General features: G+C 38.0%; 11 protein-coding genes and 1 pseudogene. 4 read left to right on the top strand and 8 right to left on the bottom strand.

The annotated features are described in order from the left end of the window. The 8 genes from F6K22_RS04610 to F6K22_RS04575 all read right to left on the bottom strand — a co-directional run. Positions 1-1,113: beta-ketoacyl synthase N-terminal-like domain-containing protein (locus tag F6K22_RS04610; protein WP_293093865.1), on the bottom strand; the 1,113-nt coding region annotated here is incomplete at its 3' end. A gap of 308 nt (positions 1,114-1,421) precedes the next feature. Then, entirely contained in the window at positions 1,422-4,898 is a 3,477-nt protein-coding gene (locus F6K22_RS04605) for a non-ribosomal peptide synthetase (RefSeq protein WP_293093863.1), read from the bottom strand. 191 nt (positions 4,899-5,089) lie between these two features. Continuing rightward, positions 5,090-8,938 carry a beta-ketoacyl synthase N-terminal-like domain-containing protein gene (locus F6K22_RS04600; protein ID WP_293093860.1) on the bottom strand — a complete coding sequence of 1,283 codons (3,849 nt, stop codon included), beginning with the start codon at positions 8,936-8,938 and terminating at the stop codon, positions 5,090-5,092. 217 nt (positions 8,939-9,155) lie between these two features. Continuing rightward, positions 9,156-14,240, bottom strand: coding sequence for a type I polyketide synthase (locus tag F6K22_RS04595; RefSeq protein WP_293093857.1), 5,085 nt, complete (start codon positions 14,238-14,240; stop codon positions 9,156-9,158). A gap of 9 nt (positions 14,241-14,249) precedes the next feature. Beyond that, a complete protein-coding gene (locus F6K22_RS04590) occupies positions 14,250-17,645 on the bottom strand; it encodes a type I polyketide synthase (protein WP_293093854.1) in 3,396 nt (1,131 codons plus the stop codon). Positions 17,646-17,736: 91 nt separating this feature from the next. Continuing rightward, entirely contained in the window at positions 17,737-18,021 is a 285-nt protein-coding gene (locus tag F6K22_RS04585; protein ID WP_293093852.1) for an acyl carrier protein, read from the bottom strand. A 232-nt stretch (positions 18,022-18,253) separates the two neighbouring features. After that, positions 18,254-20,023, bottom strand: a complete 1,770-nt coding sequence (locus F6K22_RS04580) for a fatty acyl-AMP ligase (RefSeq protein ID WP_293093849.1) — start codon at positions 20,021-20,023, stop codon at positions 18,254-18,256. 326 nt (positions 20,024-20,349) lie between these two features. Next, positions 20,350-21,093, bottom strand: coding sequence for a PEP-CTERM sorting domain-containing protein (locus F6K22_RS04575; protein ID WP_293093846.1), 744 nt, complete (start codon positions 21,091-21,093; stop codon positions 20,350-20,352). Positions 21,094-21,749: 656 nt separating this feature from the next. On the opposite strand from F6K22_RS04575, the gene F6K22_RS04570 reads away from it, so the two are divergent. The 4 genes and pseudogenes from F6K22_RS04570 to F6K22_RS04555 form a co-directional block, all read left to right on the top strand. After that, positions 21,750-23,075 carry an MFS transporter gene (locus F6K22_RS04570; protein WP_293093843.1) on the top strand — a complete coding sequence of 442 codons (1,326 nt, stop codon included), beginning with the start codon at positions 21,750-21,752 and terminating at the stop codon, positions 23,073-23,075. A 333-nt stretch (positions 23,076-23,408) separates the two neighbouring features. Further along, entirely contained in the window at positions 23,409-24,092 is a 684-nt protein-coding gene (locus tag F6K22_RS04565; RefSeq protein WP_293093840.1) for a MotA/TolQ/ExbB proton channel family protein, read from the top strand. A 43-nt stretch (positions 24,093-24,135) separates the two neighbouring features. Beyond that, the gene (locus tag F6K22_RS04560) at positions 24,136-24,543 is read left to right on the top strand and encodes an ExbD/TolR family protein (RefSeq protein WP_287242721.1); all 408 of its coding nucleotides are present in this window, start codon (positions 24,136-24,138) and stop codon (positions 24,541-24,543) included. A 141-nt stretch (positions 24,544-24,684) separates the two neighbouring features. Next, positions 24,685-25,479 (top strand): annotated as a pseudogene (locus F6K22_RS04555) (hypothetical protein); the annotation flags it as partial.

The raw sequence follows: 25,479 nt of genomic DNA, 5'->3' as shown, positions 1-25,479 counted from the left end.
TGTAGGAGGTATAACTTTCTGTTGCAAAGCTATTGTAGCTTTAATTAAACTTGTAATTCCTGCTGCGGAAACTAAGTGCCCGACATTTGTTTTTACCGAACCTATAGCACAGTAATTTTTTTTATTAGTATTAAGTCGAAAAGCTCCAGTCATTGCATTAATTTCAATAGGGTCTCCGACAAAAGTGCCTGTGCCATGAGCCTCCATATAAGTAATAGTTTCCGGCTCTACTTCTGCCATTATTTGAGCTGCTCGAATTGCTCTTTTTTGCCCTTCTTCGCTTGGTGCTGTATAACTGAATTTTTCTGCACCATCATTATTAATAGCAGAACCTTTTATTACTGCATAAATATTATCTCTATCTGTTATTGCGTCTTCTAAACGCTTGAGTAAAACCACTCCAATTCCATTACCTGATATTGTGCCATTTGCTTTAGCATCAAAAGCTTTACAATGACCATCGGGAGAAATTATTGAACCTGGAGATAAAGTTAATTCATTTTGAGGAACTTTAACAGAAATTCCTGCTGCTAAAGCCATGTCAGATTCCCCATTTAGTAAACTTTGACAAGCTAAATGAACTGCTACTAAAGAACTGGAACATGAGGTGCCAATACTAACACTAGGACCTTTTAAATTTAGCTTATAAGAAACGCGACTTGGTACATAATCTTTATCTGTGGAAAGAGTGGCTTGTAATGAACCAACGCTTGTCATTAATTCTTGGTTGGGATAAAGATTATAAAGTAAATAACTACTTGTTTCTACACTGGCATATACTCCAATTGGTCTGGTTTCTATTTCAGTGTTATAACCAGCATTTTCTAATGTTTCCCAAGCACATTCGAGAAACATTCTATGTTGTGGATCCATGATTTCTGCTTCCCTGGGATTAATTCCAAAAAAATCAGCATCAAATAGTTCTACATTTTCTAAGATGGAGCCTGCTTTTATGGTTTTATCATCGTTATTTGCTGTAGGAAAAACAGAAATTAATTCTACTCCGTCAACTAAGTTTTGCCAAAATTCATTAATATTTTTACTGCCTGCATATCTGCCTGATATGCCGATAATTGCTATTTCTAAACCAGTGGGATTTGTTGAATAATTCATTGTTAAAATTTAATCTTAAATAATATGATTTTGGTAAAAAATTTTCTAATAAAGAAAGTTCGTAGTAGGGCTTTAGCCCGATTTGTTGAATTAGAGGGCTAAAGCCCTACTACAAGCAAATATTTTCTTGACTTATTCTAGTAGTAAGTTTGCTTAAGGAACGTTAGCGGAGCTTATCCGGAGGATAAACCCAACTTATAGAATTAAAGTAATAGTTTATTAGGTGGTTTTAGTAAATTGAAAAAAATCAATTTATCCTCACTAAACCTTTATATAATTTGTAGATATTTGTTGGGTTGCGCTGGCGCTTAACCCAACCTACTTTTATTAAATCTTGCTTTTATCCGATTTTTACCAGCTTGTATCTTAAATTTTAAATTTTCATCTTTTTGTTCTATTAATTCCTGAATATTGATGTCTGAATCCTGACTTAATTGTTCTGATAATTTACTAATCGTCGGGTATTTAAACACATCCACCAAAGATATATTTTGAAATTCATTTGGTAATGCTTCTCGCAGTTGATTATAAATTTTAGTAACTTGTAAGGAGTTCCCACCTAAATCAAAAAAGTTATCGTTAACTCCTACCTTTTCTAACTCTAATACCTCTTGCCAAATTTCCACAATAGTCTGCTCAATCTTGGTTTTAGGTGCTACATAATTAACCTCTATTGTAGAGAAATTTCCTTCTGGTTGAGGAAGCGATCGCCTATCTATTTTACCATTGGCAGATAGAGGAAATTTATCCAGAAATATATAAGCCGATGGTATCATATATTCTGGTAATTTATCTTGCAAAAATTGATTTATTTCGGCAATAGTTGGTTCTGTTTTTTGACTAGGAATTATATAAGCAACTAAACGCTGTTTTTCATCTTTGCCAAATGCTTTAACTATTGCAGATTTGACTTCCGAATGTTTGGTTAAAGCCGCCTCTATTTCCCCAGTTTCTACCCGATGTCCTCGAATCTTAACTTGAAAATCTGCCCTACCAACAAACTCAATATTTCCATCTGGTAAATATCGCCCTAAATCTCCCGTTCCATATATTCGTTCGCCCGTGCGTGGATGAGTAATAAAACTAGCATTAGTCTTTTCTTCATTGCGCCAATAACCTTTAGCAACTTGCACTCCAGCACAGTACATTTGACCAGGAACCCACATCGGACAATCTTCTAAATTTTCATTCAATATATAGTATTTAGAATTTGCCATTGGTTGACCATAGGGAATACTTTTCCAACTAGGTTTGACCTCTTTTATTGAGTAGCAAATATTCCAAACAGTTGTTTCTGTCGGACCGCCAACACTAATAATTTCTATGTCGTTTACTAATGTTCTTAACCGCTTTGGTAACGACAGAGATATCCAGTCTCCTCCCCAAAATGCTATACGGAAACTAGGTGGTAGTGACAGATGAGAACTTAATGCAGATTCAACCAACATTTCCATCATTTGTGGCACTGAATTCCACATTGTAACCTGGTTTGAATTCATTAATTCAATCCAGTGATAGGGGTCTTTGACTCGATCAGCATCAGGCATAACAATTGTGCCACCAGCACTCAAAAGACCAAAGATATCGTAAACGGACATATCATGGTGGAGAGCAGTAACAGCTAACATTTTGTCGTTGACACCAACACGAAAACGTTGGTTAGTATAGACCATAGTGTTAACCGCTTTCTGATGAGTTATCATTACTCCCTTGGGTAAACCTGTGGAACCGGAAGTGTAGATAAGATAAGCTAAGTCATCAGGGTGAGCAGTAACAGGTGATGGAAAATTCTCTGTTGGAGATGGGGAGAAAGTATCAACATCAATGCGCTGAACATTGTCAGGCACTGCAATATCTGTCAACCAAGACTGAGTAAGTACAATTTCTGCCTCACTATTGGACAATAGATATTGTAAACGCTCCTTTGCTTCTTTAGGATTAAAAGGAACATAAGCAGCACCAGCAGCTAAAACTCCCAAAACACCTACTATCTGTTCCCATCCTTTTTCCATAACTATTGCCACCAGTCGATTAGGTGCTGCTCCTAACTGCTGCAATTTTCCACCTAACTGTATTGACAATTCCGATAATTCATGGTAGCTCAAGGAACGACTGCTGCTAATAACAGCAACTTCATTTCTGGACACCTGAACTTGCTTTGCAAACAAACCATACAGAGTTCCATCAAAAATCGGCTTTTCTGTAGCATTAATATTTTTTCTCTGTAATAGTTGGTGAACTGGCATCATTCCTTGTCTTGTGGTCTCGCTCCAGGCAACATCAGAAGTAGCTAAATTTCGTATCAGGCCATAATAAGCATCAAACATATCCGAAATCATCCCCTCTGGAAATAATGCTGTTACCGCATCCCAGGTAAATACTAATTCTCCATTTTGTTCGCTAACTTGATGATCCATCCACACCTGAGATGCTTGACTAATAGCGTAGACTAATTCTCCAAACCTAAATAAACTTGAGGTTTCTTGACCTAGTGCATCAAAACCAATAGCGCTCGTAAACACAACTGGCATAGCAGTAGGAGCTTGACCTTGCCTGCGATTTATTTCTCGCATGACTCGCACCCCACTAAAATAGCGGTGTTCTAAATCTTGCCACAGTTGTCGCTGTAACCGTAATGCTCTTTTAGTAAATGTTTCTGTTGCTGAGTTGTCTACTGCTAATAAAGTTACAGAAGTGAAGTCACCTAATATATTGTTGACATGGGGATGTAGAGGTAAGCGATTAAATAAGGCAAGATTCATCGTAAATTGAGGACTTTTACCCCAGAATGTCAGCACGTCAGCAAATGCAGCTAATAAAACAGCAGAAGGAGTTAAACCTGCTTCACCTGCTCGTTTTTTCAAATTTTGCCAGCTAGTCTTGTCTAGTTTCCCACTAAAACGCTGACATTGATAATCTTTGATAGAATTAGGATTTATTGCCAGAGGTAAATCTGGAGCAGGTGGTAAGCTATCTATCCGGTTTAACCAATATTGTCGCGATCGCTCATATAATTCAGTATTTTCTAAAGCTTGTTCTGCTAAAACATAATCACGGAATGTAATTTCCAGTGGTTTGAGAAGAATTTCTGGATTTTCGTAAACTTCAAACCACTCCTCAAACAACCGCATCATGCTCCAAGCATCAAATATTTGTAGGTCGTAACTAATATGTAGTCTGAAGCGTTGTTGCTCTAAAATACTTGCTCTAAACTGAAACAACGGCCATTTGTCCGCAGGCAAAACTTGATGAGACATGATATCTCGTATTTCTGAAATCTTTGCCTGAGCAACATCCTCATCCTCCCCTCTCAAATCAAGAGTTGATATTTCATACGTCGGTACTTTTTCCAATACCTGTTGTAAACCTTCCGCTAACATTACCGCTCGCAACATATCGTGACGCTGAATGAGTTGGTTGAGTGCTTGGTTGAGACGCTGTAAGTTGAGACCAACTGCTTCAATTTCATAATAACCATGATTTGCCACATGACCTAATTCCAAAACTCCCATGCGACCCACCCAAAAAGCATATTGAATATCTGTGAGTGGGAAAGGTTCGTAGCGTTTCTCAGGTTGAGGTACGATAACAGGTAAAGATGTGGTGCTAGCTCCAATATTGTTTTGTCGCAACTGCTCTAAAATTTCTGCTTTGTATTCAGAAATCATTTGCTTTTTTTCGGGAGTAATAACACCTTTATTAGCACGAATGCGTAATTGTTCCCCATCCGTCCACAGTTTTACTCCCTGTTCTGAAAGTTCATTTAATAATTCGTTTATAGTCATTTTTTTTAATAGTTTTTTTTTAGTAGTCAGTAGGTTGGGTTGAGCTGGCGAAACCCAATAAATGCTAATTATTAGATAATGTTAAATTACGAGCTAAATATAATCAGTAGTTATATTATTTTATACAGAATTATAAACACAATCTATAGTTGGTGGATATCTCATTTTTCTGAATAAAAATTTGTCACTCTTCATAATATAATTTCCTCCATATCTTCCTGAATTTCAGTTGATGATAATTCTGATAATGTTAAATTTGCTAAATTCAATTTTTCAAGGATAGTTGTAGCTAATTGAGCAATATTACTTTCTCCTAAAAATTCTTCTATTGGCAACTGTATCCGTAGGTCTGTTTCAATAGCTTTTCTCAGTTCAAAAGCCATTAAAGAATCAATTATGGTAGCTAGAGGCTGTTGGGAATTAAGTTTACTAGGATTTAACTGTAGTGCTACAGCTAATTCTTCTATTAAATATTTTTCTAAAATAAGAGAGCGTTCTTTAATTGGAGTTCCCAGAACTATTTCTGGAGAAATATTGCTTTTTCGGCGTGGTTTGCTACTACTATTACTACCTTGTTCAGCTCGTCGTAGAGTTTCAAAACTAACCCGCTTTAACTGGGCATTAGTAATTTCTCCAACCAGCACTCCTGTCTCATCAAATAACCAAAGGTTGCCTTGAATTGTTTCTTCATAATTTCCATTAGTTTCTAGTTTTGCTTTCCCCCAAAGTTGTCGATCAGAATAACTATAAAACTGAAAATTTTCTAATCCTACTAGCAAGTACATATCGGGAACTTCAGCAGGAAAACAGACCGATAATATTTGTATCCAAGCATCAATAATTCCCAAAGGTAATAGATAACTATTAGAAGAATTAGAATTTTCTAGAAGTTTAATTTTAGCGATCGCTTCCCCATCCTGTCGCCAAACTGTATCAAGTAACTGACAGCTTTTACCTAACTTAATTCCCCGTTTCTCAACCATTGGATAAAATTCAGAACTGGATATTTTTTCAGGGTAGTGTTCAGGGAAAACTTGTGGGTGTTTTCTTTCCACTAAAGGTTGATTCTCAAAACAAATTTTTCCGGAAGCATGAAGTATCCAAGCAGTCATATTCTCTTCAGTTGGCAAACTGAAAATTTTAAAAGATATTTTACCTTCGCTTTCAGGACTTAAAATTAACTGCACAGTGCGAGTTTCTGATTCTGGCATAATTAATGCTTGAGAAACAGATACATCCTCAAAATGATAAGATAGTTTGCCGAAAACTTCTTTGAGAGCACCAACAACCATTTCTAGATAAACTACAAAATTTACCAATGGCGTTCCACCTATGCGGTGATCGCCAACAAGTGGTAGTTTGTCTAATACAAACTGTGACTCAATTTGAGTTTCAGACAACGGCGAATATAGTCGTTTATCCAATAAAGGATGGGAAAGTTGGGCAGAAAGTATTGTATTACTTTGTTTTTCAGTTTTATTAATCCAATACCGTTGTCGTTGAAAAGGATAAGTAGGTAACTGTAAGCGTTGTCGTTGATAGTCACGGTCAAATCCTTCCCAGTCAATATCAGCACCCAGTTGATATAATTTTGCCAGACTAGACAATAATACTTCCCAGTCAGCTTTTGTTTGATCTAGGGAAGGCAACCAAGTCCCTTGCGTGAACTGGGGAGAAAGCTTTACTGTCTTTGCGAATTTGTCAAAAATTGGTTGTGGTGAAATTTCTACAAATAGGTTGTATTGATTTTCGTATAGGGTTTGAATGCCATCAGAAAATTCAACAGTGTTATTAATATGATTTTGCCAATATTCCGGATTAGCTATTTCTCCTTGTGTAGCAAGTTTACCAGTAATATTGGAAATGAAACTGATATTTGGAGGAGAGTAAGTTACTTCTGATGGATTTAATTCTTTGATAATTAGCTTGAGTCCATCTTCTAGACTGAATACTCCAGCTACACAAGCAGCCACATATTCCCCTACATCCTGTCCCATTACTACATCAGGTTCTATCCCCCAAGATTTCCATAACTCAGCAAGAGCATATTCTATGGCAAATACAGTAGCTTGAGCATAAGTTTCATCAAGACCTCTCTCCTGCAAGGAGAGAGACTTTTTATCTCCCCCTTCCGTTGCAGGGAAGGGGGTTAGGGGGTTAGGTCTCCCCTCATCCGCTTCTGGGTACAATATTTGTAGTAATGAGTCTTTTAAGTAAGGTCGGAGAATTTCATCACAACGCTCCAATGTTTTCCGGAATGTTGGTTGAGTATCGAAAAGCTGCCTTCCCATGTTGATGTATTGGCAACCAACACCAGGGAATAAAAATGCTATCTTAGGTTTTACTGTAGACTCAGCCGGAATTTCAATAGTGGCAAGTTGTTCGATCATTTCTGCTGGTGACTCCCCCACCACAGCAAGGCGATGAGAAAAATGAGAACGTCCTGTATTAGATGTAAAACATATATCTGGCAAGGACGTTCCATGGAAAGTCCCTACTTCTAAATATTTTTGATATCTATTTTTTAACTCTTTGAGAGCAGTCTCAGTTTTTGCTGACAGAGTCAATAGATGCAACGGACGTTCTGTAAGGGCGAATGGCCATTCGCCCCTACTTCTGACTCCTGACTCCTGACTCCTGACTCCATTGAATGATTCCAAAATCAAATGAGAATTAGTACCACTAAAACCAAAAGAACTAATTCCAGCAAACAACTTTCCATCTTTTGTTGGCAACCAAGGAGTCAACTTGGTAGGAATATTTACAGCAGTACCAACTTGAGAAATATGTGGATTTAATTGAGTAAGATGCAAATGGGGTGGTATTTCTCCATGCTGCATTGCTAATACTACTTTGATTAAACTAGCAATTCCAGCACCTGCTTCTAAATGACCGATATTAGTTTTTACTGAACCTAACATTAGTGCTGGTGCTTCTATATTTCTTCCCCGCAAAACTTCAGTCAAAGCTTTCACTTCAAGGGGGTCTCCTAAAGATGTTCCCGTACCGTGAGCTTCCACATAACTAATATCCCCAGGAGCAACCTTGGCATTTTCCAATGCTGCTCGAATAACTTCCTGCTGTGCTTTAGCATTAGGAACTGTTAAACCACTACTACGACCATCTTGGTTAACTGCCGAACCCCTAATCAAAGCTAGAATATTGTCCCCGTCGTTAATAGCATCAGACAAGCGTTTTAGTAGTACCATTCCACACCCCTCACCCCTACCATAACCATCCGCAGTAGCATCAAAAGTTTTGCAGCGACCATCAGGAGACAAAGCTTGAAGTTTTGACATGGCAACAGTTGTCAGGGGCGACACCATTAAATACACCCCACCTGCTACAGCAAGATTACACTCTTTAGCACGCAAACTTTTACAAGCTAAATGTACTGCTACTAGGGACGAGGAACAGGCAGTCTCTACTACCATTGCTGGACCTTGCCAACCTAAACTGTAAGATAAACGACCTGCTGCTACACTCAAAGCATTCCCTGTCGCTGCATAAACATCAATATCTGTGGGACTATCAAATAAAGCTTGTTGACCGTATTCGTTGACACTAATGCCTAAAAATACTCCGCTCTTGCTACCCGTCAGTTTTTCTGGTGCAACGCCAGCATTTTCTAATGTTTCCCAACTGACTTCTAATAATAATCTCTGCTGGGGGTCCATGCTAGTGACTTCGCGGGGATGGAGTCCAAAAAATTCAGCATCAAACTCATCAATTTTGCTTAAAAATCCTCCCTTACGAGTATAGGTTTTACCAGGAGTCTCTGGAGTTGGGTCATAGTAAGCATCAACATTCCACCTGTCGCTAGGAACTTCCTGAATAGTATCCACCCCATTACGCAATATTTGCCAGAATAATTCAGGATCATTTGCTCCACCGGGAAACCTACACCCCGTACCAATAATAGCTATGGGTTCTGTAGTAGCAGTTTCCTGCGCGTCTAATCTAGAGCGCAATTCCTTGATGGTGACAAAAGCTCGCTGTAAAGGAGATAATTCTTCTGTGTTTTGGGGGGTTGTATTCATAAGTCAGTAGCTAGTAATCAGTAGTTTTTTTGAGTAGTCAATAGTTAGCAGTTTAAAAGTTTATGTAATAAAGTTTGGTAGTTATTGGTGGGGGTTTGTACACCAAACCCCTAGGGGGTGAAAAAATATGTGATTCAGTGTTTAAAGCATCTAGTTTCAGACAGAGGTACTGATAACTGATAACTGATAACTGAAATAACCAAACCCCTACTTGTGTCTACGAACTGCTCAATGATTTTAATTCCTGGTCAATAAGTGCTGATAATTCTGCTTCTGATAACTGTTTAGCTTCTTCTTCCCAGTTGTTTTTCTGGTCTATGGTTGTATCTTGACTAGAGTCAATGTATGATTCTAAACATAATACCTCTTGTAATAGATAGTCAGCGATCGCTTCAATATTGGGATATTCAAAAGTTAAGGTTGAAGGCAATGACTTACCAACACTATTTTGCAAACGATTCCTAAATTCTAAAGCCATCAAGGAATCCATACCCATCTCAAAAAAGCCTAGCTGTGGTTGAGGTACTTTATTTGTAGCTAAAGCAGCAGCTACTTCCTCCTGAATAGCAGCAATTAAAACAGGTTTTTGCCGTTTTGCAGGCACATTTTTTAATTTTTGAGTAATTGGTTCGTGCTGTGGTAGGATTGATGACTGGTATACTTGAGCTATTCTTGACAATAATGGTGGTTCAATACCACCCATAAACTGTTGGAAAAATTTCGACCAGTCAATAGGTAGTATACTGACTTGAGGTTGAGATTGCAAGGAATTTTGTATTTGTTCCCAAATTTCTATTCCTTCTAATTGTGATATAGTTTTCACCCCCGCTGCTTCCCAACGTTGTTCGTTCTGGTTGCCCACACTTGTTGCCATACCACTCTCGCCCCAAGGACTCCAGTTAACAGTCAAACCAGGTAATCCTTTACTTTGTCGGTAGTGGGTAAGAGCATCTAAATAACTATTAGCAGCAGCATAATTTCCTTGACCAGGAGAACCTAAAATTGAAGCTATAGAAGAAAAACAAACAAAAAAGTCTAAGGGTAAATCCTGGGTATAACGGTGAATATTCCACGCACCTTTGACTTTAGGAGCCATAACTTTAGCAAAACGTTGCCAATTTTGTTTTTGCAACACGCCATCATCTAAGACTCCAGCTAGGTGCATTATACCCCGTAAAGGTGGCAATGACTGAGCAATGTCCTTAATAATTTTTTGCACGTCATTTTCCAGAGAGATATCACATCTTGCTAAAACTATATTAGCACCCATTGTTTCCATTTTCGCAATACGTTCTTTGGCAAATTCAGAAACATCTTTACGTCCCACTAAAACTAAATTTCGTGCGCCATTTTCTACCATCCACTTAGCAAATGTTAGCCCTAAAGCACCATTACCACCTGTAAGTAGATAAGTAGCATCAGAACGTAAATCTATTTTGTTTTCACAAGAGTGAGAAGACATATCACTGTTCCCTGTTCCCTCTCTTGGTGCGCATTCCCTCTCTTGGTCGGCGTTCCCTTGCGACTGGCGTCGTCGCGGGGTCCGACCGCTTGCGTCTGTCGCCGACGCGGGGTCGCACCGCTGTTCCCTGTTCCCTTCATTTTGAGATTTTGTCAAACGAGCTACATAACGCTTGTTTCCTCGAATTCCGATTTCTGTCTCCCCATCTGGATGTAAAATTTCTGCTAATAACGTTGATGCAGTAGTTGCCACATCTGTTTCAGAAGAAGTTAAATCTATTAACCCACCAAAAACTTCTGGATGTTCAATTGCTAAAACTCTCCCCAACCCTAACAAGGGAGCTTGAGTAACTTCTATTTCCTTCTCATTTTTTACTTGTGTAGGGGTGATTCGCGAATCACCCCTACGATTTTTGAATTCAATAGGTTGAGTATCTTGAGTAACCATCCATAATTTAGGCAAATTAGATTTTACTCGTTTGGTCAAAGCTTGTACTAAATGTAAAACACTACCAGAATTTCTGAGTTGGTCTCTTTCCAAAGATTCAATTGTAGTCTCAGCAGTTGGAGTAGTTTCCAAACTCCACAAATGTATTATTCCTTTGCATGGTGGCAACTCGGTTGTCAACACTATATCTATTAAATTTTGAAAATCTTGAAGTCGTGCGGGATTAATTTGCCGCATTTCCCGTTCACCTTTGAGAGCAAGCGACCAACGTTCCTCCGCAGCAAATACAACAATACAAGTCTGCCCCTGTTTCTCTAACAAATCTACTAGGTTTTCCCATAAATACCCATTTGACTCGGCAAATATTAACCAAGTTCCAGGAGTAAGGTTTGTTGGCAAAGTGGTATTTGTTAAAGCTTTTTCATCCCATTCCACCTGATAAAACAAATCAGAAAAATCAGACTTTTTCGACGGTTTCTTGTCTTGACGTAGGGACGTTGCATGCAACGTCCCTACCTCCTCAATCCAATATCGTTGTCGCTGAAATGGATAAGTTGGTAGTTGTACACGTTGACGGGAATAACCTGCATCAAACCCACCCCAGTCTACCTCAACCCCCCGAACATACAATTCACTCAAGCTAGTCAATAACTGTTGCCAATCAGATATTTTTTTCCGCAATGAAGGCAACCACATCCCTGCATTCTCTGGCAAACACCTGCGCCCCATTCCCAATAGAACAGGATGAGGACCAATTTCTAGAAAAATGTTGTATCCTTCTCGGTGCAAAGTTTCCATGCTTGCAGAAAATTGCACTGCTTCCAGAACGTGCTGACACCAATAACTAGCTTGACAAACTTGATTTTCCTCTACTAACTTGCCAGTCAAATTAGAAATAAGTTTAATACTTGGGGATGAATACTGAACTTCTGAGGCGACTTTAGCAAAATCATCTAACATTGGCTCCATTAATGGAGAATGGAAACCATGAGAAACATTTAACTGTCTGGTTTCTAACCCCTGTTCTTTTAGTTTAGATACCACAACTTCTACTGCTGTCGCTTCCCCAGAAATAACTATACTATTCTGACCGTTAATAGCTGCAATGGAAACTTGGTCAAAACTAGATGATGATATAGCCGCTCGTACTTGCTCTTCGGAAGCAAATATTGCGACCATTTTGCCATTTTTTGGCAACGCCTGCATTAGTCGTCCCCGTTCGGCAATCAATTTTAGCCCATCTTCTAAACTGAATACTCCTGCCACACAAGCAGCCACATATTCACCCACACTATGCCCCATGACCACATCTGGTTCTATACCCCAAGACTTCCATAACTCGGCGAGAGCATATTCTATGGCAAATAAAGCAGGTTGGGTATAAGCTGTTTCATCAATACCTCTCTCCTTGCAGGAGAAAGGCTTTTCTTCCCCCCCTTCCCTCGCAGGGAAGGGGGTTGGGGGGTTAGGTTCCGGTGGATACAATATTTCTAAAAGTGGTTGATCTAAATATGGCCGGATAATTTCATCACACCGTTCCAATACTTTGCGAAATATAGGTTGAGTGTCAAACAACTCTCGCCCCATATAGATGTATTGAGAACCTTGCCCAGTGAACAGAAATGCTACTTTAGGCCGAGCATTCGACGACAACGGTTCATCGGAAAAGTTGATAGCTGCCAGTTTGTCGGCAATTTCTGTTGATGAATTTCCTATTAAAGCCAGTCGATGAGAAAAATGGTTACGTCCTGTATTAGCTGTAAAACAAATATCTGCTAAAGACTTTCCATCGAATGTCCCTGGATGAGTTTCTAAATAATTTGCATATTTATCTCTTAACTCTTTAAGAGCAGTCTCTGTTTTTGCTGACAAAGTTAATAGGTGTAGCGGACGTTCTAAATAATTTCCCTCTTGCAGAGAAGCTGGGCTATCATTATCATTTTTGACTTTTGTACGGGCGATTCGCGAATCGCCCCTACTTTTGACTTGAACTGGTGCTTCACCTAAGACAACATGAGCATTAGTGCCACTCATACCAAAGGAACTTACTCCGGCAAAATGTTGTTCATTCTTATTTACCTGCCAGGGAGTTAACTTTGTCGGAACCGTCACGGGCATTTTTTCCCAAGCAATAGCAGGGTTTGGTTGGTTGAAATGTAGGTGAGCCGGAATTTCCTGATGCTGCATTACTAGCACAGTTTTGATTAAACTTGCTATTCCAGCAGCAGCTTCTAAATGCCCAATATTAGTTTTTACAGAAGCTATTGTTAAAGGTAGATCGGAAGTTCGCTGTGGGTTTAATACTTCTGCCAAAGCTTCTACTTCTATCGGGTCTCCAAGAGTTGTACCAGTTCCATGAACTTCAACATAACTAACTTGGTGGGGTGCAACATCAGCGTTTGCTAAAGCAGCACGAATTACTTTTTGTTGAGCTAAACCATTGGGAACAGTCAACCCGCTACTATGTCCGTCGTGATTAACTGCGGAACCACGAATAACTGCCAGAATATTGTCATTATCTGAAATGGCATCGGATAACCTCTTCAGCACCACTATTCCACAACCTTCACCTCGCCCATAACCATCTGCTGCTGCATCAAAAGTTTTACAGCGACCATCAGCAGATAGCGCCCGCATCTGAGATAAAATTAGATTTCCGTGGGGAGAAATAATTAAATTTACTCCTCCAGCAATAGCTAGGTTACATTCTCCTGCACGCAAACTTTGACAAGCGAGATGAGCCGCCACTAGGGAAGAAGAACAAGCTGTATCTACTGCCATTGCTGGTCCTTGCCAACCCAGATAATAAGATAAACGACCTGCTGCTACACTAGGAGTATTCCCTGTAAAGAAATAAGCTCCTAAGCTATTTCCATTAGATGAATTCATCTGTAGCTGCATATAATCAGAGTTATTAATTCCTATAAATACTCCATTACAACTACCCGTCTGTTTTTTGGGAGCAATACCAGCGTTTTCTAATGCTTCCCAACTGACTTCTAGTAATAACCTTTGTTGAGGGTCGATGCTAACTGCTTCTTTGGGAGCAATACCAAAAAAATCAGCATCAAATTTATCTATTTCTTCATGTAAAAAGTTGCTCTTACGGACATACATTTTACCAATAGTTCCGGGGTCAGGATGGTAGTAAGAATCAATATCCCATCGTTCTGATGGTACTTCTCTAGCTGCATCCCTCCCTCCGCGCAATAGTTCCCAGAAAGCATCAGGGTTATTTGCACCTCCAGGAAATCGACATCCCATACCAACGACAGCGATAGGTTCTTTTTCTGTTTTTTTAAACTCTTCTACTTTAGATCGTAACTGTTTAACTAACAGTAATAACCGTTTAGATGAAGATAAATTTTCCCTTTCTTGTAAATAATTATCCATTGCATTTATTTAGTTTAAAATTGTTTCTAATTCAGAAATTTGTTCAAGGATTGAGGCTTCTACTTCATCTTCTGACAAATCTTCTAATTGTGACAATGAATTAATAGTATTTTTATTATTATCTTTTGATTGTATTGCTTCATCATTTTTTTCATTAAATTCTAATAAATCTTCAATTATATGACTAGATAAAGCTGAAATATTAGGATAATTAAAAGCTAAAGTTTCAGACAGAGAAATTAATAGTGTTTTTTCCAATCTTTTCTTTAACTCTACAGCCATTAGCGAATCCATACCCATTTCAAAGAAACCTATGTCTGGGTCTGGCAATTCTGAAGGTGGCAACCCTAGAACAGTGGCAATTTGATTTTGTAGATAATCTATTAAAAGAGATTGACGTTCTTTTTGAGGAGTTTTTTCCAAAATTTGGATAAATTCAGAATCCGTTTTAGGGTTTTCTAAATCATCTAATTCCGTTACAAAATTATTGTCTAATATATCTTGTACTTTATCAAATATTTTCAATTCAGAATCAGAAAATCTACCGGTGGTTTTTAAGTAATTAATTAAACTTTGAATATTACTTTTATGACCAGTAGAAAACTGCGGACTTTGAGTATCGTGGGAAGAATCAACAATTGCTGTTTTCACCCAATACCGTTGTCGTTGAAATGGATAAGTTGGCAATGTTACTTTCTGGCGAGTATAATCTTGGTCAACTCCTACCCAGTCTATTTCAGCTCCCCGTACATACAACTCTCCTAAACTAGACAACATCTGTTGCCATTCATTGCTCAAAAGTGCAGCATCCTTTGACATCCCTGTTTCTAAGGGGGAAGGGTGGGGGATTTTCCTTGGACGCAATGATGGCAACCACACACCTACATCCTCTGGCAAACACCGTCTTCCCATCCCTAATAATATTGGCTTTGGTCCGATTTCTAAGAATATTTCAGCCCCTTGTTTGTGCAAAGTTTCCATCCCTTGGGCAAACAACACTGGTTTACAGATATGATCCACCCAATATTTTGCAGAAGCAATACTATGATCTGCTGTTGTTCCTGTAACGTTGGATATAATTGGTATCTGAGGGTTCTTATATGTGATTTGATTAGCTACTGCTTCAAACACCTTCAACATTGGTTCCATTAATGGTGAATGGAAGGCGTGGGATACCTGTAGTTGTTTAGTTTTAATTCCTGATAAATCTAAGCTATTAACAAGAGAGCGAACGGCAACAGATTCCCCTGAAATCACTACACTTTCTGGCCCATTAATTGCTGCTATGGATATTTGAGGAACGGAAGCTATCGCTTCTCTAACATAAGACTCTGATGCCATAACAGAAAACATCTCACCTCCAGAAGGCAACTGCTGCATTAATCTACCTCTGGATGCAATTAATTTCAAACCGTCTTCTAGACTGAATACTCCAGCTACACAAGCAGCCACATATTCGCCCACACTATGACCGATGACTATATCTGGTTTGATTCCCCAAGACTGCCATAGTTGGACTAGAGCATATTCTATAGCAAATAGGGCAGGTTGGGTATGAGCGGTTTGATTTAATATGGATAAGTTGAATGCGTTTATGTCTTCAGGATAGAGAATTTCTTTGAGGGAAGTTGTATGGAATGTGCCTAAGATTTCCTCACATTTATTAATAGCTTCTCGGAATACTGATGATTCTGCATAAAGTTGCCTCCCCATATTTACATATTGGGAACCTTGTCCTGTGAATAAAAAGGCTATTTTGGGTTTTTTCCGTTTGCGGACTTTTCCTATAAATACATCTTTTTCTTCCTGAATAAAATTCTTTAGGCGATCGCTCAATTCACCAATAGACTCAGCTACCACTGCCAAGCGATGAGAAAAACGAGACCTCGTCGTATTAGCAGTAAAGCAGATATCAGATAGAGATACTTGGGAAGCAAACTCCAATTTCTCTACATAACATTGTGCCAGTTCCCTCAACGCCCCTTCATTTTTAGCCGACAATGTTAGTAAATGCACTGGACGCTCTAAACCATCTGCCTCTTGCAGAGGAACTAACCTATCATTATCATTTTTGACTTCTGACTTCTGACTTCTGACTTGTTGCAGAGGATCTACCCTATCACTTCTGACTTCTAACTTCTGACTTCTGACTTCATAGGGTGCTTCTGCCAAAACGACATGACCATTAGTTCCACCAAAACCAAAGGAACTAACTCCAGCAAAACGAGGTTGAGTACCAACTAACCAAGGTTGCGGTTGAGTTGGAATAGCAAAAGGAGTATCTGCCAAAGAAATCAGTGGATTTAATTTTTTCAAATGCAAATGAGGAGGAATTTCTTGGTGTTGCAGGGATAGCACTACTTTGATCAAACCAGCAATACCAGCAGCAGCTTCTAAATGACCGATATTAGTTTTGACCGAACCCATCCAACAAGGTTCGTTATTAGAACGCCTAGACATCAATACTTTTTTCAGAGACCTTACCTCAATGGGGTCTCCCAGAGAAGTACCAGTACCATGAACTTCTACATAACTAATACGATGGGGTTCCACATTAGCTTTTGCTAGCGCTTGCTTGATAACTGCTTGTTGTGCGGGTCCATTGGGGGCAGTAATACCATTACTCAAACCATCCTGATTAACTGCCGAACCATCAATAACTGCCAGAATATTATCTCCAGCATCTATCGCATCTGCCAGACGTTTCAAAACTATTACGCCGCACCCCTCCCCCCGAACGTAACCATCAGCACTAGCATCAAAAGTTTTACAGCGACCATCTGCTGCCATCATGTCAGCTTCGGAGAAAGTAGCAGTTATTTCGGGAGACAAAATTAAGTTAACTCCACCTACCAAGCAGAGATTGCTTTCTTTTGTTTGCAAACTCTGAGTGGCTAAATGTACTGCTACTAATGATGAGGAGCAAGCAGTGTCTACTACCATACTTGGTCCCTGCAAGTTCAAGGAATAGGATAAACGGTTTGCAGCAATACTAGGTGCTGTACCAATACCATCGTAAGCGTTAGAGCTTGAGGAATCTTTGTATAAAAGTCTGTGGTAGTCTAAGTTGCTAATACCGATGAAGACACCTGTTTGACTGCCAGATAGTTTTTCTGGTATTATAAAAGCGTTTTCCAAAGCCTCCCAAGCTACCTCTAATAATAGTCTATGTTGTGGGTCTATTCGTTCTGCCTCGCGGGGGGCAATGCCGAAAAAATTGGCATCGAACCGATCTACATTTTTAATAAACCCACCCCATCGGTGGGGGCAAGAGTCTATATGCCATCGTTCTGGAGTAATTTCAGATATTGCGTCTTTACCAGAAGATAATAATTCCCAAAATGATTCTAGATTTTTCGCCCCTGGAAAACGACAACTAATACCTATAATTGCTATTGGTTCCACTTTTTTCCTCATCTCCCAACTAATCGATCTTTTTAAACAATAAACTTTATAAATAGAGGAACAAAATAATAATTTTATTTACTTAATTATCTTATTTACTTTGATTATTTTGTGCATCAAATAGATATTGAGATAATGATTCTATTGTTGGGTAATCATAGGGTAAAGTTTCATCAATTTCAAACCCAATAAAATCTCTCAAATCTCCTGTCATCATAATAGCTGTTGATGAATCTAAGCCATATCTATCAAAGGGAATATCTACATCTATTTCATCTTGATTCATTTCTAGATTCTCAGCTAAGTAAGAAATTAGCCACTCTTCAATTGCCTCTTTTGTCTGATTATTTTCATGCCCCATGTATTTGCTTTTCAAGAATTTTATTTTAAGTTAGCTTATTTAATTTGAATTAACTATCGTAGTTTTGCTGATTTTTTTATTTATCTCATGCTAATTGGAGGAATATCCAGAAAAATTTTATTGCTCTGCCAGCAAAATTCAGATTTACCTATTAAATAAAAGATAAATATCAAATCAAGTTGTACCAGAATGTGAAAAATGTTTTTCATCTCTACTGACTATTGACTATTGACTACTAACTACTTAATTATCGAGTCCAACTGCCTACTACATTTAAAGTTCCAGCAGCAAAACCAGACCGACAAGCACGACGTTGAATTTTACCACTAGAAGTTTTGGGAATACTAGCTGTTTTCAGGAGTAAAATAGCATAAACTTGCAGGTCATGTTGGCGAGTAATAGCTTGACGAATATTTCCTACAACTTCATCAATATTCATGGAGCGTAAGTAAGTTCGTTCCACTTCTTGAACTATTACTAACTCCTCTTTACCATTAATATCTAGAGAAAAAGCTGCTCCACTATTTAAGCGAAGTGCTGGATGACTTCTTTCTACTGTCAGTTCAATATCTTGAGGATAATGGTTGCGACCGCGAATAATAATTACATCCTTAAGTCTCCCGGTAACAAACAACTCCCCATCAATACAAAAGCCCAAATCTCCCGTGCGCAGAAATGGACCTTTGTTAGTATCTGCAATATAGGCGTTAAAAGTTTCCTGTGTTTCCACAGGTCGATGCCAATATCCGAGAGCTACATTTGTACCGGAAACCCATATTTCTCCAACTTTGCCTGCTGGACATTGTGTTAAAGATTCAGGATCGACAATAATTATTTGCTCATTTAACCATGCTCGACCACAACCAACAATATTTTTTACCTCCTTTTGTGAAATGTTGCTATCGGAAACTGCAACGATCTGGTTTTGTTCTAAACTATTACTTTCTACAGAGCAAACCAGAGGTGCTGCTGTCTTTAGTCCTCCAGAAACAAATAATGTCGCTTCAGCCATACCATAACATGGGTAAAATACTTCGCGACGAAAACCGCAAGAGGCAAAACTGTTGGTAAAATTTTCTAACGTTTCTGCTCTTACTGGTTCCGCTCCACTAAAAGCTAATTCCCAACTACTTAAGTCAAGGGTAGCTTTCTGTTCTGGTGTAATTTTACGAACGCAGAGATCGTAAGCAAAATTAGGCCCCCCACTGGTTGTTGCACGATAGCGAGAAATTGCTTGTAACCAACGGAAAGGTTTTTGGAGAAATGCTACTGGCGAGATTAAAATGCAGGGTATCCCTAGATATAAAGGTTGTAGTACATTGCCAATTAATCCCATGTCGTGGAATAGAGGCAACCAACCAACAAAGATTGTTTTCTCTGTATGTTGGTAAGCTACTCTGACCATTTCCTCGTTGTAAAGCAAATTTCTATGACTTACTATTACTCCTTTTGGAGTACCCGTAGAACCAGAAGTGTATTGTAGAAAAGCTATCGTATTCCCAGAGATGGGAGCAATGTCTACTAAATTATCTGTTGCTTCTACCGCTATCGTATCAGTTGCTAACCATTCTAGCTTGACTAATTCAGAATTTTCTGCCAACCGACTTTTGATGTTGACTAATATATCTTTAGTAGTAAGTGCTACTGTTGCTTGAGAATCTGTAATAATTGCTTCTAGTCTAGACATATTTTGATTGCGACGTGGTGGATAAGCAGGTACTGCGATGACTCCCGCATACAAACATCCAAAAAATGCAGTGATAAATTCTAAACCAGACGGGTAGAGTAGCAAAGCAGTTGAGCCACTGGTTGTTACTGATAAAATTTGAGTAGCGATCGCTCGTGCTTGCCGATCTAATTCTTGATAAGTTAGACTAATTTCTTTTGCTTCTCCATCCTCAAGGAAAGTATAAGCAATTTTGTTAGGTTGATGACTAGCAAGACTACTTAGTAAATCTACTAATGTATTGCATTTTAGTCTATGTTCTATAGAAAATTTTTCGTATAACTGTTTCATATATATGACACCCTATTTTATCTTTTTCCCAGTAGTTTTAATAACTCACTGTCTAAACGGTGCTGAAAAATACTTGGGGTAGGTAGACACGAAGTAGCTTGTCGAAAACTATCCTAATATAGTTTTCCCTCGAGCATTAATGCCTTATTCAAAAACAATAATAATTGTTTCTAAAACTTCAAAAGATAGTAGATGACACCCTCAAGACTTACGCAAAAAATGAAATTATAGCTCATTTGTAGGGAGTAACACAGCCGTTAACCCCTACTATCTATAGTGGTTATGCGTAAGTCCTGACCCTTCAATAATGTAACACAAAAGCTCAATTAATGCTTTTGTTTATTCTTCAATAAAGAAGCACCCAAACCACCCACTGCAAATAAACCGAAAATAGTGGTAGGTTCAGGAATGGATTCAGGAATATTCAAAACTGCAATAGCTGTTTCAACATCTACAAAATCAAAAGACCCTGTAGCTGTAGCTGAATTACTCCCATTACTTAATACTACGGATACATTTACTCCCGCAAAATCTCCACCAGGATCTAGACGATCTACTTCTGCATCAGGATTGTCACGATCGCGAAAAGGTAAATCTCCATTACCTACCACAGTTGTATTAGCTCCAAAGGTGAAAGTATCACCAGGATTAAATGTACCGTCTGCAAAATTTGCACCTAATATCCGAATTTGACCATCTAAGGTATCAGCAGGAGGGGTAAATTCATTATCTACAACAAGAGAAGTGACTGTTTTCTCGCCATCTCCTAAGATTGCTTCAGTAATGTTGGCAATTGAGACTCCATCACCTTCACCAATCTCAGGAAGTGGACTAAATCTGAAAACTCCATTTGGGTCTGTAGTCAAGTCAAATGCAACTGATTTAATAAATGAATCCTCTAACCCATCTTTAAAGAAAACACTAAAAAAATCATTCTCTCCATTATTGATATTCTCACCAGAATCAGCTCCCTTTGTCTGGAATACAATCGTAGCTGCTTGTGCTGCTACTGTGCTTCCTAGAGCTATTAGTAAAGCTCCAGTTGTTGCTATTGAGATTTTTTTCATCATTTTTTTCACGTTGTTAGGTTAGCTAGGAAAATATATTAAGCTTAATGAACCAAAATATACTTATCTCAACAATTATCGAGTTAGCTATCTTATCAGGCAAACTTAAAGATAAATAGGTAGAGCCTAATTAAGAATTTATTTAAAAACTAACCCTGGTAAATTTGAGACATCTAGGTAATTAAGCTCGATTTTAGACAACCTTTACAAATACAACTCAAAGATTAACCCTTAATATTTAACAAAACCAAAGCTATTTGATAAGAGCTAATATTAAAGTTGCGCCTTTAAGTTATTGAGATGTTTTATTAATAAAGGTTGAAATATATAGTAATGTTTCTACCTCAAACTTGCAACCTTTATAAAAAAATCTTATTAGGGCAATGCATTTTTTTGGAAAAAACTTATTTTGTTTGTTTTATTTTACTTCTCTAAATCCAGACAATACTTTAGATATAAAGCCTAAAAATAAAGCTTTATTTTTTTTTAATATTTAAACTTAAAATCGCCTAAAACGGATTTTTTGCTTGAAATGGATTTTTTGAAAATTTAAGGTAATATTGCAGAAAAAATATATTAAACTTTCCATAAATACTTTAAATCAAATAATCATTAAATTTAATTACAAACAAAAATCCAACTAAATACTATGTGAATACATGACCGTAAAAACGTCGCAAAGACGACCGACGAGCTTGCAAACTTTCTTTATAATTTGGGGAGGTCAATTAGTCTCAACGATCGGCTCTAACATGACAAGTTTTGCGATCGCTATCTGGGCATGGGAACTAACAGGTAAAGCAACACCTTTATCTTTAATCTTATTCTTTACCCACACGCCCACAGTCATTGCAGCTTGTTTTGCCGGAGTATTAGTAGACCGTTGGAATAGGAAGCAACTGATGATAGTAGGGGATGCAATAGCTGCCTTATCGACTATTGCTATTTTACTACTACTGCTAAACAACAACTTACAAATTTGGCATCTATATGTAACAACAGCTATCAATGGCTTATTTGGATATTTCCAAAGTCTAGCTTATTCTGCTTCGATGTCTACAATAGTACCAAAACAGCATTACGCAAGATGCTCGGCGATGTCATCATTCAAGCTAGCTAGCTCTGTAATTTTAGGTCCTGCACTTGCAGGAACTTTTTACCCAATCATTGGTTTGAAAGGTATCCTACTTATTGATGTTATTACCTGTATTATTGCTGCTACTACCCTTTTGTTAGTACATATTCCTCAGCCTTCCATTCCTAAAATAGAAAACTTCAGTGACAATAAAATCTTGCCAGAGTTAACTTTTGGTTTCCGCTATATATTTGCCAGACCAAGTTTATTAGCTCTCCTTACATTTCTGCTAACCACTAATTTTGTAGATAAAGTCGGAATGGCAGTTTTCTCATCTATGATTCTAGCTCGAACTAATAACAACCCAGAGATACTTGCAAGTGTAAACATTGCTTTTGGAGTTGGTGCTTCAGTAGGTGCGATGATGTTTAGTATTTGGGGAGGACCAAAGTTACGCATTCATGGAATGTTGATAGGTACTGGAGTGACAGAATTTGCCAAAGTGCTGTTTAGTCTAGCACGAGAACCTTTAATGTGGATTGTAACAGCTACTTCTGGTGGTTTTTTTATGCCTTGGTTGGGTAGTTGCAATCAAGCAATTTGGCTTTCTAAAGTGAAACCTGGTATTCAAGGAAAAGTTTTTGCTTCTCGTTTTCTCATAGCTCAAATAACTACTCCATTGGCTTTGGGAATTAGCGGTCCTTTAGCTGACCACATATTTGAACCTGCTATGGAAACAGATGGTTCCTTAGCTAATATCTTTGGTGGTTTATTTGGTACTGGTGCTGGTGCTGGTATGGCATTACAAATTGCGCTATTTTCTGGCTTAGGTATAGTCATCTGTTTATGTGGATATCGTTTCCATAATCTAAGGAATGTGGAATTTATACTGCCAGACCACGATAGTTAATAGTTAATAGAACAGATGAATACTAAACCACAAATTGCTTCATAGCAAATAGGCTAGATAAATATCTTTCATTTACTCTCCTTATGTAATTTTTGTCACCCTTAACTGGCTTTAGTTGCAGTTATTATATCTAATATATATGCTAATAAATAGCAATAAAGATTTTCAAATAATTTTAGTACAGTTTGAGCAAACATTATGATTATTCTATTGTATGTCTCATCACTTACAAATAAATTATTGGAAGAAATTCCTATTTATCAAGAAATCTATGTTAAACTAAATTTCATTTAGCTTTTGTCCATAAATAAATACTACTAAATTATAGATGTAATGCAAATTAGTCAATTTATTACGAATGCAGGCATTGTCGCCTGGCCACTACTAATGTTTTCCCTTGTCGCGATCGCTCTAGTTATAGAGCGTGGAGCATTTTGGTTTAAAGTTTTGCAACGACAAAGTTTAGTAGTGCAAAAGGTACTGAAAACATACAGAACAGATGCTTATACTGCTCTAAACATACTTCAGAAAAATGCTGACTTACCTATCCCTCGCATTTTTCTAGAAGCTCTAGAACTAGAGAAACCGACTCCGGAGGAAATGCGCCTAGCTTTAGAAAGTGCAGCGTCAGCAGAACTTCCTCATCTCCGTCGTTTTAACACAATTTTTGACACTATTATTAATGTTGCTCCTCTACTGGGTTTGTTAGGAACTGTTTTAGGATTAATTACGTCTTTTGCTTCCTTAAATATAGGAGATGTTGGTGGTAGTAGTAGTGCTGGAGTTACAGGTGGTATTAGTGAAGCTTTAGCATCAACAGTATTAGGATTAGTAGTAGCTATTTTTACCCTGGTTTTTAGCAATATGTTTCGGGGATTTTATAAACGACAAATAGCTCTAATTCAAGAGTACGGGGGTCAACTTGAACTTCTATATCGGATTCATTATGAAAGAGGAGATTTTAACTTTAAGCCTACTCCCAATAAATCCTTAGAAGTATCCAATTTTAGAACTTAATAAAAAAATCATATTTTCAGCAAAAAATTAAAATTAGTAAATTATGCGTTTAATTGATGACGATCTAGATGTAGCACCACAGATAAATATCTTGCCAATGATTGATGTTATATTCTCTATCTTGGCATTCTTTATAATTTCTACCTTGTTTTTAACCCGTTCAGAGGGTTTGCCAGTAAATTTACCAAAAGCTTCTACATCTCAACTTCAAAAAACAGAACAAATAACTGTAACTATTGACGAAGTAGGGAAAGTATTTCTTAATCGCGAACTTATAGAAGTAGATGCTTTAGAAAAAGCAGTACGTCAACTTGTATTACCAAATCAAACATCTATAGTTACTATAAAAGCTGATGAAGAGGTAGACCATGGTGATGTAGTAGGAGTTATGGATCAACTACGAAAAATAGATGAAGTAAAATTGGCGATCGCTACTAAAAAACCAAAGTAAATAATAATTATTGTTTAGTAACTTCCTTGAGTTTTACTCAAAAGTAAAAAATTAATTTATCTAGTAAATCATTGTCCCGATCAACTATCTATATTTTCAAGATTTTGAGGAGACGTTAAGTTAAATTATAAATAAGTATATATGAGTCTTTCAATTACTTGTATAGAACAACAACAAAAAGATAGACGAACGGTAAAAAAGTTCGTCATTTATGGTTTGTTGTGTTCGACTATCCTCCACGCAGCAGTTCTTACATTAGCAATTAGTGGAATGTTGGATCGACCCCTAGAACAAGAGGAAGATGCAATCGAACTAATTTTTGTAGAAGAACCAGAAGAAGCTCCACCAGAACCAGAAGTTGAAGAAAAAGTAGAGGAACCAGAAGTTGAAGAAAAAGTAGAAGAACCAGAACCAGAAGAGATAGTCGAAGAGCAAGAGGTTATACCACCAGAACCACTGGAAACAGCTATTGCTCAACCCCAGGAAATCGTTCCTCCAGAAATACCAAGGTCAACAGCAATATCAGAAACAGTAGAACCTTCTTCTCCCGAACTACCAACAGAAACAGCACTGGAACCTATTGAGCAACCCCAACAGTTAGAACCATTACCAGAACCTGAACCATTACCAGAACCTGTTGCTGCGGAACCTATTGCTCAACCAAACCCATCAGCAGCAGCTTTTTCTCCAGACTCCATAGCGGAGGTACAACCAGACACTACATCTACTCCAGAAACATCAGACTCCTTTTCAGCACCAATAGCAGCTAATATTCCTCCAGAAGTACCAAAACCAGAAGTTGCAGAGGTAACTCAACCGAGTTTTGAGGAACCTAGCTCAAACTTGAGTAGTTCTCTGAGCGAACAGAGTAGTTTTGAGGATGTTTCGAGTAATATTGGTAATACACAAAGTTCCCTATCTAGTCCTATTGAGACA

This window comes from Okeania sp. SIO2F4 (assembly GCF_010672385.1).
Classification (GTDB): Bacteria; Cyanobacteriota; Cyanobacteriia; order Cyanobacteriales; family Microcoleaceae; genus Trichodesmium.
The sequence above is the reverse complement of the archived record's forward strand: the minus strand, read 5'-3'. Positions and strand labels throughout refer to the sequence as shown.

What these genes read in the sequence shown, in the direction of transcription:
- F6K22_RS04605 (WP_293093863.1), bottom strand. Translation starts at nt 4,898, where the DNA reads ATGACTATAAACGAATTATTAAATGAACTTTCAGAACAGGGAGTAAAA.
- F6K22_RS04600 (WP_293093860.1), bottom strand. Translation starts at nt 8,938, where the DNA reads ATGAATACAACCCCCCAAAACACAGAAGAATTATCTCCTTTACAGCGA.
- F6K22_RS04595 (WP_293093857.1), bottom strand. Translation starts at nt 14,240, where the DNA reads ATGGATAATTATTTACAAGAAAGGGAAAATTTATCTTCATCTAAACGG.
- F6K22_RS04580 (WP_293093849.1), bottom strand. Translation starts at nt 20,023, where the DNA reads ATGAAACAGTTATACGAAAAATTTTCTATAGAACATAGACTAAAATGC.
- F6K22_RS04575 (WP_293093846.1), bottom strand. Translation starts at nt 21,093, where the DNA reads ATGATGAAAAAAATCTCAATAGCAACAACTGGAGCTTTACTAATAGCT.
- F6K22_RS04570 (WP_293093843.1), top strand. Translation starts at nt 21,750, where the DNA reads ATGACCGTAAAAACGTCGCAAAGACGACCGACGAGCTTGCAAACTTTC.
- F6K22_RS04565 (WP_293093840.1), top strand. Translation starts at nt 23,409, where the DNA reads ATGCAAATTAGTCAATTTATTACGAATGCAGGCATTGTCGCCTGGCCA.
- F6K22_RS04560 (WP_287242721.1), top strand. Translation starts at nt 24,136, where the DNA reads ATGCGTTTAATTGATGACGATCTAGATGTAGCACCACAGATAAATATC.